Genomic DNA, 13391 nt, shown 5'->3' with positions numbered 1-13391 from the left:
TAAAGGAGATATACAATGGATAAGAAAACAGCATTTAGCGCTATACAGCCCTCAGGTGATTTAACCATAGGTAATTACCTAGGAGCTTTAAAGAATTTAGCTAAACTACAAGATGATTACAATTGTTTATATGCAGTTGCTGACCTTCATAGCATCACAGTACCAAAGGTGCCTAAGGAATTAAGGAAGAAGACCTATGAGATATTTGCGATGATGTTAGTGAGTGGTGTTGATCCAGAAAAGAGCGTTTTATTCGTTCAATCACACGTACCAGAACACGCTATGCTAGGCTGGATACTTGATACAATTGCCTATATTGGTCAGCTTAACAGAATGACTCAATATAAAGACAAGTCCAAGAAGTCTCCAGAAAACTGTAACGCAGGTCTATTAACATATCCAGTACTAATGGCGGGTGACATACTTTTATATCAAACAGATTTAGTACCTGTAGGCGAAGACCAAACTCAGCACATGGAGTTAGCAAGAGACTTAGCAATCAGATTCAATAGCAAGTACTCAGACACATTTAAAGTGCCTGAAGCATACATTGCTAAGACAGGAAAGAGAATCATGTCACTACAAGATCCAAGTAAAAAGATGAGTAAGTCAGACGAAGATCAAAACAGCTTCATCTATATTATGGACAGCAAAGACAGAATTTACTCAAAGATTAGAAAGGCTGTTACAGATAGCGAGCCAAACTTTGCTTATGACCCAAATAGAGCCGGTTTATACAATCTTATAAATATATACAGTTCATTCACTGGCATCAGTCCTGATGATATAGTCAAGAAGTATGATTCGCTTGGATATAAAGAGTTCAAAGAAGATTTAGCAGACATCATATATGAAGATTTAAAAGACTTTCAATATAATTACAATGAAGTTATTCAAGATAAAGAAGGATTAGAAAAGCTTATGGCAGAAGGTAGAGATAAAGCGAGATACCTTGCTAATAAGACTCTAAGAAAAGTAATGAAAAAAGTTGGCTTTGTACAAATATAAGGAGTTAGCTATGAAGATATTAATTATAGGTAGTGGCGGTCGTGAGTACGCCATCGCTTCAAAAATTAAAGCACAAGACAGCTCAGTAGAGATTGTTTTTGCACCTGGTAATGGCAAGACTGAGAGCGAATTCAAAAATATTGACATAAAAGTTATGGATTTTGACAAGTTAATTGCTTATGCTAAAGATAATGCTGTTGATTTCACTATAGTCGGACCAGAAGATCCACTATGCTACGGCATTGTCGATAAGTTCGAGGCAGAGGGACTTAAGATATTCGGACCAAAGAAGGAAGCAGCCATATTCGAAAAGAGCAAGGCATTTTCAAAGAAGTTCATGGAGAAGTATCACATAGATACAGCTAAGTACCTTGAGACTGATAGCATTGATGAAGCAAAGAAATATGCTAGCAAACTACTTAATGAATCAAAGGTAAATAAAGTAGTACTTAAGTATGATGGGCTTGCTCAAGGCAAGGGAGTTATCATAGCTTCAAGCGAGAAAGGAATAGATGAAGCGCTTAATGAGCTACTCCTAGATAAAAAATTTGGTGATGATAAGATTATAGTCGAAGAATATATAGATGGCTTCGAAACATCTGTTCATGTACTTATATCAAATGGAGAGTATATAATGCTACCAAGCGCTAAGGACCATAAAAAGGTTTTTGAAGGCGAAACTGGTGAAAACACTGGCGGCATGGGCTCATACTCACCAAACCTTATGGCACTACCATATTTAAAGGACATAGAAGAAGAGCTTGTAAAGCCATTCATAAAAGGTCTTGAAGCTGAAGGCATTGACTATAGAGGGATTTTATTCGCAGGCCTTATGATAAATTCAGACGGAATAAAAGTTTTAGAGTTTAACACAAGGTTCGGCGATCCTGAAACTGAAGTTATCTTAGAAAGAATTGACTCATCTTTATTGGATGCGCTTATCAAGACAAGTGAAGCAAAGCTTGATGAATATAAATTAGAAGTAAATGATAAAAAGATAGTTAACGTCGTATTAGCATCTGGTGGCTATCCAGCAAAGTACGACAAAGGATATGAGATAAAAGGCTTAGATAAATTATCACCAGAAGTAAAAATTAATTACGCAGGTGTTAAGGCTGATGGCGCAAAGCTACTTACTAATGGCGGAAGAGTGTTAAATATACTTTCTAAAGCCGATACATTTGAAGAAGCATATAAGAAAGTTTATGATGAGATCCAAAAGATTTCATTTGATAAAATGCATTATAGGAGGGATATTGGTCCAGTGGTTAAGAGAGTTTATGTTTGTAAAAAAGATGAATTTGATGCGGAGTCAAACGGTTTAACGCAAGAGATTAAAGAATTTCTTAAGATAAATATCGACTCAATCAAAGTTTATAACAGATACGATATTGAATTACTTTCTGATGAAGAAATTAATAAGATATCGAATACCATTTTATGCGAAAAACCGGTAGATAATATTTATTTAGCGGACGATGCTTTAGAAATGGAAAAGAATTTGAAGAATGCCTTTGTTGTTAGGTACAAAAAGGGCCAATTCGATCAAAGGGAACAAGGCTTAAAGGATACAATCAAGGTTACTCTTGGCAAGGATGAAGTTTTAGCAAGATGTGAAAAAGTTTATGAGATCAAAGGCGATGTAAGCGAAGAAGACATTAAGAAGATTAAGAAACATCTTATAAATACAGTTGACCAAGCAGAAGGCGTATTGATTGGTATACCAACAACACTTAAGGAAAGCGTTGATACTAAGATTGAGTCTATAGTTTATGACGGCTTTATTAAACTTGATGACGAAGGACTAAAGGACTTCCATGATAAGGAAGCACTTGCTATGTCTACAGAAGACTTAAAAGTTTTCCAAGACTACTTTATAAAAGAAGATAGAGATCCAAGCCAAACAGAGCTTAAGTTAATCGACACATATTGGTCAGACCACTGTAGACACACTACATTTAATACACAATTAACAAATATCAACTTCGAAGGCGAAAGTGAATTTATCGAAGTAATTAGAAATACACTTAATGAATACTTAAAGGCGAGAAAACAATTCTCAAAGAAAGATCTTACACTTATGGACCTAGCAACTATAGTTACTAAGAAGCTTAGAAGCTTAGGCAAGCTAAATGACTTAGAAGTAAGTGAAGAGATAAATGCTTGCTCAGTTAAGATTAAGGTTAGCATAGACGGAAGACTTAGGGACTACCTACTAATGTTTAAGAACGAAACACATAACCACCCAACTGAGATAGAGCCATTTGGCGGCGCTCAAACATGCCTTGGTGGAGCTATAAGAGACCCACTATCAGGAAGAAGCTATGTTTACCAAGCTATGAGAATAACAGGAGCTGCAGATCCAAGAGAAGCTATTGAAGATACACTTGAAGGAAAGCTTCCTCAAAGAAAGATAGTTTTAGACGCAGCTAGAGGATACTCTTCATATGGCAATCAAATCGGTCTTGCAACAGGCTATGTTGACGAAGTTTACCATCCAGGCTACAAAGCAAAGAGGATGGAAGTAGGTGCAGTTATTGCTGCAGCACCTATGGAAAATGTATATAGAGGCGTACCTGCTAATGGCGATATAATCATTTTACTTGGTGGTAAGACTGGTAGAGACGGCATTGGCGGAGCAACAGGAAGCTCTAAGATACAAACAGACAAATCAGTTGAAGACTCAGCTGCTGAAGTACAAAAGGGTAATGCACCAACAGAGAGAAAGATACAAAGGCTATTTAGAATACCTGAATTAGCTAAAATGATAAAGAGATGTAATGACTTTGGCGCAGGCGGAGTCAGCGTTGCTATAGGTGAATTAGCAGATTCACTACTAATACATTTAGATAAGGTACCACTAAAGTATCAAGGACTAAGCCCTATGGAGATAGCTATATCAGAATCACAAGAGAGAATGGCTGTAGTTATCGCTAAAGAAAATTATGAAAAGTTTAAAGAATATGCAAACTCTGAAAATCTTGAAGCAACAATAGTTGCTGAAGTTACTGATTCTGAAAGACTTATCATGATGTACAATGACATAGAAGTATGTAATTTAAAGAGAGAGTTCTTAAACTCAACTGGTGCACCAAGAAAACAAGACGTTATCTTTAAGCCAGAAGAAGTAGAACTATTTAACGAAGATTTGGCAGATGACTTCACTGTAGAACTAAAGAAGAGATTAGAAGACATCAATGTCGCTTCTAAAAAATCACTTATAGAAAGATTTGACTCATCAGTTGGTAGAGGCAGTATAGTTCAACCACTAGGCGGCAAGAACCAATTATCACCAGAACAAGCTATGATAGCTAGAATACCAACAACACAAGGCGAATCATCAACAGCGAGCATAATGACATATGGCTTTGATCCATATCTATCAGAAAAGAGTCCATTCTTCGGAGCTTACTATGCAGTAGTTGAATCACTTGCGAAAATTGCTTCACATGGAGCAAGCCCATTCAAAGCAAGATTAACATTCCAAGAGTACTTTGAAAAATTAAATGACGACCCATATAAGTGGTCAAAACCATTCGAGGCATTGCTTGGCGCGTTTAAGATCTGTAATGACTTACAAATCCCATCAATTGGTGGAAAGGATTCAATGAGTGGAACATTTAATGATTTAAACGTACCGCCAACATTGATTTCATTTGCAGTAACATCTATGAACATAGAAGACGTCGTAACACCTGAGCTTAAGGGCAATATGAAGCTTGGTTTAATAAGAACAACTATTAACGATGACAATACACTTGATTTAAATGAATTTAAGAAGAATAGCGTTGAGCTTGTTAGCCTTATCTCAAGAAAGAAAGTTAGAAGTGCAATTGCAATCAATAGAGATACAACACTTCCTCTTCTTATGAAGATGGCCTTTGGTAATGATATTGGCTTTAACATCAACATGGACGCTGACATCATGTTCAAGGAGCTTTATGGTTCATATATCGTTGAATACACTGAAGACCTTCCAGGCATTGAATACCTTGGTACAACTAATACAGATGCAAGCATCATTATCAATGGTAGACGCCTTGACCTTGAAGAATATAAAGAAGCTTATGAAAAACCACTACTAGAAATATTTGGCGAAGAAAATAGAGTAGCTAAGAGTGAAAATAAATTTACTGAAAAAGAATTTAGAGCTAAATCAAAGAAGCCAGTTGATGAAGTTAAGGTTATAATACCAGTATTCCCAGGAACAAACTCTGAATTTGATTCAAAATATGCTTTTGAAAAAGAAGGCGCTAAAGTTGATGTATTTGTATTTAACAACTTAGATAACGAACACATTGACAAGTCAATCGATGATCTAGCAAAGAAAATTAAAGAAAGTCAAATTTTATTTATACCAGGTGGCTTCTCATTATCTGACGAACCAGACGGATCAGGTAAATTCATTGCCAATGTATTAAGAAATCCAAAGGTAAAAGAAGCAGTAGAGTATCTTCTTGAAGAAAATGATGGCTTGATACTAGGTATTTGTAACGGCTTCCAAGCTTTAATCAAGACAGGTCTACTACCATATGGAAAGATTAAAGACATTGACGAAGACGACCCAACATTAACATATAACAATATATCTAGACACATTGCAAGAATCGTTAAGACTAAAGCTCTAACAACATCATCACCATGGCTTAAGTACATCGATAAGGACAAGACTTATAGAGTACCTATCTCACATGGCGAAGGAAGATTATTAATCAACAAGGAGCTTTATGAAAAACTTAGCGATAACGCTCAATTAGCTTTTGAATATATAGACAACCCGAATGGATCAAACTTTGATATCGAGTCAATGCTATCACCAGATGGAAAGATACTTGGTAAGATGGCTCACTCAGAAAGAGTTGAAACAGATACATTTAAGAACGTTGCTGACATTGAAATACAAAACTTATTCAAGGCAGGCGTAGAATTTTTTAAGAAAGATTAATAAAAGTATTAATATATTGTAAATTATTGAATAATACTTTTCGTTGTGGTATAATTTAGGTGGTGATTTTCTATGGATGTAAATAAATCTTTTGCTTATGCAATTGACAATGATGACGGCAAAACATTTGACAATATATCAAGTGCAGATGTTATTATCTTAGGACCATCGAGGTCAGGTAAGACACCTCTTTGTTATTATCTTGCTTCTTTAGGATTAAACGCGATAAATATACCACTTGTACCAGAGGTCGACCAATTTGATGTGATTAAGGACTTAGACAAGTCAAAAATGATTGGCCTAATACAAGATGAGGAGTATTTATCCAAGATAAGGAAGGAAAGAGACAAAGACCTAGGCATAACAGGTGTATCTAATTACTCATCGCTTGAGAGAGTATTTTATGAAAATGAATACGCTCGCGAGATCTATAGTAAATTAGGCATATTTGTTATATCTATGTATGGAAAATCTATAGAAGAAGTATCTAGCACTATAGTTAGATATCTTCAAAATTAAATAAGCAATAGGAGGATACAGATGGAAAAGTATGTTTATAGCTTTAAAGAAGGCAATAAAGATATGAGGGATTTGTTAGGAGGCAAGGGAGCTAACTTAGCTGAAATGACTAATTTAGGCCTACCAGTACCTAACGGATTTACAATTACAACTGAAGCGTGCAACAGGTTTTACGAAGAAAATGAAGAACTATGGCAAGATTTAAAGGAAGAAATTAGAAAGGGTATTGCAAATGTTGAAAAGATCACTAATAAGGGCTTTTCAGACAAAGAAAATCCGCTACTATTCTCAGTAAGAAGTGGAGCGAAGATATCAATGCCAGGCATGATGGATACTATATTAAATCTTGGTTTAAACGATGTGACAGTTGAAGGACTTGCAAAGAAGACTAATAACGAAAGATTTGCCTATGACAGTTACAGAAGATTCATTCAAATGTTTTCAGATGTTGCCATGGGTATCCCAAAAGCTGAATTTGAAAAAGTATTAAATAAACAAAAAGAAAAAAGAAATATTGAAAACGATATTGACTTAAATACAGACGACTTAAAAGAAATTGTTAAAGAATATAAGACTATTTACAAAAAATACATTGGAGAAGACTTCCCACAAGATCCAAATGTACAACTATTTAACGCAGTTAAAGCCGTATTCATGTCTTGGAACACACCAAGAGCTAAGACATACAGAAAGCTAAATGAAATTTCTGATACACTTGGCACAGCTGTTAACGTTCAAGAGATGGTATTTGGTAACATGGGCATGAACTCTGGTACTGGTGTTGCTTTCACAAGAAACCCAGCTACAGGTGAAAACGTTTTATTCGGTGAATTCTTAATCGATGCTCAAGGTGAAGACGTTGTTGCAGGCGTTAGAACACCAGAACCTATTGCTAGACTTGAAAATGAATTGCCAAGCGTTTATAAAGAGTTCAAAGAAACTGTTGAAAAGCTAGAAAAACATTATAAAGATATGCAAGATATTGAATTTACAGTTGAAAATGGCAAGCTTTTCATGCTTCAATGTAGAAATGGTAAGAGAACCACAAAGGCTGCTATAAACATAGCTGTTGATCAAGTTAATGAAGGTTTAATAAGCAAAGAAGAAGCAATCTTAAGAATCGAACCAAAATCAATTGATCAAATTCTTCACCCAACATTTGAAGAAAAAGATGTTTTAAGCAAAACTGAAATCACAAAAGGCCTTCCAGCATCACCAGGAGCTGCATCAGGCGTTGTAGTATTCTCACCAGATAAGGTTGTTGAATATCATAAGAATAACGTTAAGACTATATTAGTAAGAGAAGAAACATCTCCAGAGGATATAGATGGTATGGTATATGCTGAAGGCATACTAACAGCTAGAGGCGGTATGACATCACACGCTGCTGTAGTTGCTAGAGGTATGGGTAAGTGCTGTGTTGCAGGCTGCTCTGAACTAAGAGTTGATGAAGATGATAAAGTTATAAGATACAATAGCGGCGAAATCAAAGAAGGAGACACTATCTCTATAGACGGTACAACAGGTTATGTATACCTAGGAGAAATCAAAAAGGTTACTCCTGAACTAAGCGGTAATTTTGCTAAGTTTATGGAATGGGCTGATGAATTTAGAACTCTAGAAGTAAAAGCAAATGCAGATAACCCAAGAGATGCAAAGCAAGCACTTGACTTTGGTGCACAAGGCATAGGCCTTTGCAGAACAGAACACATGTTCTTCGATGACAAGAGAATCTTCCAAGTTAGAAAGATGATACTTTCTAAAACACTTGAAGAAAGAGAAAAAGCACTTGAAAAACTTCTTCCTTATCAAAGAGGCGACTTCGAAGGCATATTCAAGGTCATGGAAGATAAAGGCGTAGTAATAAGATTACTTGACCCACCTCTACATGAGTTCCTTCCAAAGACTGAAGAAGATATCGAAAGCCTAGCTAAAGATATGGGTATTACAACTCAAGTCATTGAAGACAGAATCGAAGATATGAAAGAGTTTAACCCAATGCTTGGTCACAGAGGATGTAGACTATGTGTGACATGGCCAGAAATCTATAGAATGCAAGTTAGAGCCATCATGGAAGCAGCTATAAACGTAAGCGAAGAAATCAAGAAAGATATCAAACCTATGATTATGATTCCATTGATAGGCGAGTTAAAAGAACTTGTATTTGTTAAAGAAGAATTAGTAGAAGAAATAAATAAAGTATTCGAAGAAAAGAACAAGAAGCTTGATTACGAAATCGGTACTATGGTTGAAGTGCCAAGAGCAGCACTACTTGCTGACGAAATCGCAAAAGAAGCAGAATTCTTCAGCTTTGGTACAAACGATATGACTCAAATGACTTGGGGCTATTCAAGAGATGACTATGGTAAGTTTGTTAACGCATACCTTGATCATGGTATCTACGAAAGAAGTCCATTCGACTCATTAGATACAGAAGGCGTAGGTAAATTACTTGATATGGGAACTAAGCTTGGTAGACAAACAAGACCTGATATACACGTAGGTATATGTGGTGAACACGGTGGAGATCCTAGATCAATCGAGTTCTGCGACGCAATCGGACTTGACTACGTAAGCTGCTCACCATATAGAGTGCCAATCGCAAGACTAGCAGCAGCTCAAGCAAGCATCAAGAGAAAAAATAAATAATTAAGAATAATAATTTACGATAAGGCGGGTTAATACTCGCCTTATTTTATGCCTATAAGTATATTTACACTTAAGTAGCAAGGTATAATTAAGATACTATTTACTTTTGCAAATAAAATTAATAAATTTATCTAGTTTTCATTATTAGATATTGACAGGGCATATATAATGTAATATAATTGTACTCAGGAGATGATTAGATGATAACGAACTATTTCGATAAAAATAAAACATATTACATACATCACTTTGAAACACCTCTTGGCGAGATGACTGCAGCTGCTGAAGAGGATGCGCTCGTATACTTACGCTTTGGCCATCAAGGCATATATGGTAGCAAAAAAGAGAAGAACGAGATTATAGATAGAACCGTTAAACAGCTTGATGAGTACTTTAAAGGCGAGAGAAAAGACTTCGATATACCTATAAGAGTGAAGGCAAAAGACTTCCAAGAGAGAGCTTTGAAAGAGATCAAAAACATAGGATATGGAGAAAGATGTACATATGGCGACATTGCACTTAAGCTTGGCAAGAAAACATATTCGCGTGGCGTTGGCGCAACATGCAGAGGCAACACTATAGTTATAATTATACCTTGCCATAGAGTCGTTATGATGAATGAAGCTGGTTATTATAATTATTCGGACGGTAACGATATAAAGAAGGCGCTTCTTGAATTAGAAGAAAAGTACAAATAATAATATTTAAAGATACAATAACAGGCATTTTGCTTGTTATTTTTTTGCTTAAATGGGTAAGAATCAATAAAGGAGTGATTTTATGAAAGATATCTTAGTAGATCGTTTTATTAAATACGCAAAGATTGATACTAAATCAGATGAGGAGTCTCCAAATTGCCCAAGCAGTCCGAAGATTATGGACTTTGCAAAGAAATTAAGAGATGAACTTATTGAATTAGGCTTGGAAGATGTTGAATTAGATGAGCACGCTTATCTATACGCTACACTTCCAGCAAACACAGATGAAGAGAAGGACGTACTAGGCCTTATAGCGCACATGGATACTTCACCTGATATGAGCGGGGAGAATGTTAAGCCAAGAATCGTTGAAAAATACGATGGTAAAGACATAGTTCTTAATGAAGAAGAAAACATTATCTTAAGCCCAAATGACTTCCCAGAGCTAAATGATTATGTAGGCGACGACCTAATAGTAACTGATGGAACTACATTACTTGGCGCTGACGACAAGGCAGGTGTTGCTGAAATCGTTACAGCTATGGAATACTTCATCAAAAATCCAGATATAAAGCACGGCAAGATTAGAATTGCTTTTACACCAGATGAAGAAATTGGTAGAGGAGCAGACCTTTTTGACGTTAAGAAATTTGGAGCAGACTATGCCTTCACTATTGACGGCGGACCACTTGGAGAAATCGAGTACGAAAACTTCAACGCAGCATCTGCTAAGATTACTATAAAGGGCAGAAACGTTCATCCAGGTTCAGCAAAGAACAAGATGATAAACTCACAATTAGTGGCTATGGAGTATAACGCCATGCTTCCGGTTAATGAAAGACCAGAGTATACAGAAGGCTACGAAGGCTTTATACTATTAACAAGTATAAAAGGCACAGTAGAAGAAACACAAATGCACTACATCATCAGAGACTTTACTAAAGAAGGCTTTGCATCAAAGAAGTGCTTAATGAAAGACGCTCAAGACTACATCAACTATAAATATAATGAAGCCATGGAACTAGACATTAAAGACTCTTATTACAATATGTATGAAAAGATAGAGCCAAGACTAGAAATAGTTGAACTAGCTAAAAAAGCCATGGTAAACGCAGGCGTTGAGCCGATGGTTACACAAGTTAGAGGCGGAACCGATGGAGCAAGACTTTCATTTATGGGTCTTCCTTGTCCAAACATCTTCACAGGCGGTATGAACTACCACGGAAGATATGAGTATGCTTCAATACAATCAATGGAAAAGGCTTTTAAAACAGTAGTTGAACTAGTTAAGCTTGTATGATAATTAATTCTTGCGAAGTACAAGCCATTTATAAAGATATATTTGATCTAGATGTAGAATGCATAGTGAATCCCGCAAATAACTCCTTATTAGGAGGAGGCGGCCTGGATGGTCTTATACATCAAAACGATGGTGAAGAGCTTTTAGATGAGACAGTGAAGCTAGCTGGCACATACACAAGCGGAGCCAAGATCACAAAGACTCACAATCTTAAAAACGCTTACATCATACATGTAGTTGGCCCCATGGACTCAAATAAGAAAAAGTATCAGCTCTTAGAAAAGACATACTTTAATCTTTTGAGTCTTGCTGATGAATATAATATCAAGAGCATAGCCATACCAGCAATTTCATGCGGAGCCTTTGCTATGGACATTAAAGAAGCGAGCAAAATTGCCATTAACGCAATAAAGTCATATCTACAAAATAATGACTCCACTATTGAAAAAATTTATATTTGCCTTAATAATTATAAATTTTTTGAAGAATATCAAAATTTATTAAATAAGTAGAAGAAAATAAAAAGTTTTTAATCAAGTACACATCAAGCCTATGTTAATTGTTAAATTTTCGACATAACTTAATTATTTTTTCTTAATATATTTTCACTCGAAAATGTAGTATAATTGAAATAAGATTAATGGAGGTAAGAAAATGCAAGTTGAGATTTCTAAATCTCATATCTGTGTTGGATTAAAACGCAATTTTCTTTATAGAGGTGACATAGATTCGCTTAAGTCCCTAATGAGCTTCTACGATATAAACATGGGCATGCAAAATATATTTCCAAAGTATGTTTCAATGGGTATACTAAGAAATAAAATTGCAAAAGCCATAGCCTACAGATCAGATGCTCACTGCATATCCAGATCATTGTCCTTGCAAATACATGAAGACATCAATAGATTGGAGCTCTACATCTACCTAGATGGATATATCCAAGGCTTCAACAACGCTAAGTTAGCAAACGCTTTAGAAAAAGAAGCGCTTAAGTTTTACAAGAGCAGCGATTTGGCAAATAAAAAGTATTTGTTTCAATTCAAGAACGTAAACAGAGACGTAAGGAATTTTAAGAAGAGACTAAGAAGTGAATTAATAAAAGAAGAGAAAAAGAGAGGAAAAGTTCTAGCTACTGTCTATGAGTTCTCAAACAAAGTGATTAAAGACAAAACTTATTCCTTGAATAAATATGTAGATAGGCAATTAGAGCTTGACAGAGATGGTATCAATCCTGCAAGCATCATGATTCCTAAAGAAGATTTAAAGATAATTTATAAAGAAACATTTAAATTTATTTTAAATACATGTACCAATTTGTATATAGATGCATATTGGAACGGATTAAATGAAAGAGTTTTAAAAAGATACAGATAGGGGGTAGTATTATGTACGTAAGGAACTATATGATTCCAAAGGAAAAACTTACAACAGTAAAATCAAGCGAAACTATAGCTGAAGCTATCAAAAAGTTTGAAGAAGGAGACTTTTTGAGTTTGCCAGTTGTTGATGGTGACAAGCTAATCGGTATTTTACACAAAGAAACAATATTTAGAACTTATTATGAATGGTCTTGCACAGACAAAGATAAGTTTTTACAAAAATTAGTTTCTGATTTTAATGAACAAAGATACGAAAAGATATCTATCACATCAAATATCGAGCAAGCATCATATGCGCTTGGAAAGCTATCTATACCATTTTTAGCTGTTTTTGATGAACAAGATAATTTTGCTGGTATACTAACACACAAGGCTATATTTGATGCTTTCAGTGAAGTATTCGGCATTAACAAAGGCAAGAGAATAGTTGTTCACATATTTGATATGCCAGGACAAATCTCAAGACTTGCTGGAATTATAAGAGATCAAAACATCAATATCTTAAGTATGGTTGTAACAAGTGCTAAGGTTATGGGACTACTTAAAGTAATCTTAAGAGTTGAAGTTGAAGATGATACAAACATTACAAAAGTATTATCTGAAGCTGGCTTAAGAGTTGGTGAATGGTAAAATAAATTAAATATCATTGAAGCCGCCTTATTAGGTGGCTTTTTTAATTGCTTAGTGGGGCCTCTCTTGCTAAGCTTTTTTAATTGCTTAGTGGGGCCTCTCTTGCTAAGCATTTTTTATTGAGATGGGTGCGAGGAGAAACGATTTTCGTCTTTATCAAAATGGGCGCCACATAAAAACGCATCAATGTTATGTGGTATAACATATGTTACAAAAACAAATAAAAAAAGAGAGGTATTCTGATATAATAGGTTTGACAACAA

General features: G+C 35.4%; 9 protein-coding genes and 1 pseudogene. All 10 read left to right on the top strand.

The window, feature by feature from the left end:
- The first annotated feature begins 15 nt into the window (after positions 1 to 15).
- The 10 genes and pseudogenes from trpS (at position 16) to AC1EJ0_RS02360 (ending at position 13128) form a co-directional block, all read left to right on the top strand.
- Positions 16 to 1008 (top strand): tryptophan--tRNA ligase, encoded by a 993-nt coding sequence (gene trpS / locus AC1EJ0_RS02405; RefSeq protein WP_480023248.1) that lies wholly within the window; start codon positions 16 to 18, stop codon positions 1006 to 1008.
- A 10-nt stretch (positions 1009 to 1018) separates the two neighbouring features.
- Positions 1019 to 2257, top strand: a pseudogene (gene purD / locus AC1EJ0_RS02400) (phosphoribosylamine--glycine ligase); the annotation flags it as partial.
- Positions 2246 to 5953, top strand: a complete 3708-nt coding sequence (locus AC1EJ0_RS02395) for a phosphoribosylformylglycinamidine synthase (protein ID WP_480023259.1) — start codon at positions 2246 to 2248, stop codon at positions 5951 to 5953. The pseudogene purD and the gene AC1EJ0_RS02395, both read left to right, overlap by 12 nt.
- Positions 5954 to 6025: 72 nt before the next feature.
- On the top strand, positions 6026 to 6472 hold the full coding sequence (locus tag AC1EJ0_RS02390) for a kinase/pyrophosphorylase (RefSeq protein WP_058260483.1): 447 nt from the start codon (positions 6026 to 6028) through the stop codon (positions 6470 to 6472).
- Positions 6473 to 6487: 15 nt separating this feature from the next.
- Positions 6488 to 9121 (top strand): pyruvate, phosphate dikinase, encoded by a 2634-nt coding sequence (ppdK, locus tag AC1EJ0_RS02385; RefSeq protein WP_480023260.1) that lies wholly within the window; start codon positions 6488 to 6490, stop codon positions 9119 to 9121.
- Positions 9122 to 9321: 200 nt separating this feature from the next.
- Entirely contained in the window at positions 9322 to 9819 is a 498-nt protein-coding gene (locus AC1EJ0_RS02380; RefSeq protein ID WP_480023249.1) for a methylated-DNA--[protein]-cysteine S-methyltransferase, read from the top strand.
- A gap of 82 nt (positions 9820 to 9901) precedes the next feature.
- Positions 9902 to 11119 (top strand): peptidase T, encoded by a 1218-nt coding sequence (gene pepT / locus AC1EJ0_RS02375; protein WP_480023250.1) that lies wholly within the window; start codon positions 9902 to 9904, stop codon positions 11117 to 11119.
- Positions 11116 to 11631, top strand: coding sequence for a macro domain-containing protein (locus AC1EJ0_RS02370; RefSeq protein WP_480023251.1), 516 nt, complete (start codon positions 11116 to 11118; stop codon positions 11629 to 11631). Before pepT ends, AC1EJ0_RS02370 begins: the two co-directional genes overlap by 4 nt.
- A gap of 142 nt (positions 11632 to 11773) precedes the next feature.
- Complete coding sequence (locus AC1EJ0_RS02365; protein WP_480023252.1) at positions 11774 to 12493, top strand: hypothetical protein; 720 nt, start codon at positions 11774 to 11776, stop codon at positions 12491 to 12493.
- An 11-nt stretch (positions 12494 to 12504) separates the two neighbouring features.
- Complete coding sequence (locus AC1EJ0_RS02360; RefSeq protein ID WP_320604460.1) at positions 12505 to 13128, top strand: CBS domain-containing protein; 624 nt, start codon at positions 12505 to 12507, stop codon at positions 13126 to 13128.
- The last annotated feature ends 263 nt before the right edge of the window (positions 13129 to 13391 follow it).

This window comes from Fenollaria sp. C0166D3 (assembly GCF_056590255.1).
The sequence above is the reverse complement of the archived record's forward strand: the minus strand, read 5'-3'. Positions and strand labels throughout refer to the sequence as shown.

Bases quoted from the DNA above. Each gene is read 5' to 3' on its own strand.
- AC1EJ0_RS02360 (WP_320604460.1), top strand. From the start codon at position 12,505: ATGTACGTAAGGAACTATATGATTCCAAAGGAAAAACTTACAACAGTA.
- pepT (WP_480023250.1), top strand. From the start codon at position 9,902: ATGAAAGATATCTTAGTAGATCGTTTTATTAAATACGCAAAGATTGAT.
- AC1EJ0_RS02390 (WP_058260483.1), top strand. From the start codon at position 6,026: ATGGATGTAAATAAATCTTTTGCTTATGCAATTGACAATGATGACGGC.
- AC1EJ0_RS02370 (WP_480023251.1), top strand. From the start codon at position 11,116: ATGATAATTAATTCTTGCGAAGTACAAGCCATTTATAAAGATATATTT.
- AC1EJ0_RS02365 (WP_480023252.1), top strand. From the start codon at position 11,774: ATGCAAGTTGAGATTTCTAAATCTCATATCTGTGTTGGATTAAAACGC.
- AC1EJ0_RS02380 (WP_480023249.1), top strand. From the start codon at position 9,322: ATGATAACGAACTATTTCGATAAAAATAAAACATATTACATACATCAC.
- AC1EJ0_RS02395 (WP_480023259.1), top strand. From the start codon at position 2,246: ATGCATTATAGGAGGGATATTGGTCCAGTGGTTAAGAGAGTTTATGTT.
- trpS (WP_480023248.1), top strand. From the start codon at position 16: ATGGATAAGAAAACAGCATTTAGCGCTATACAGCCCTCAGGTGATTTA.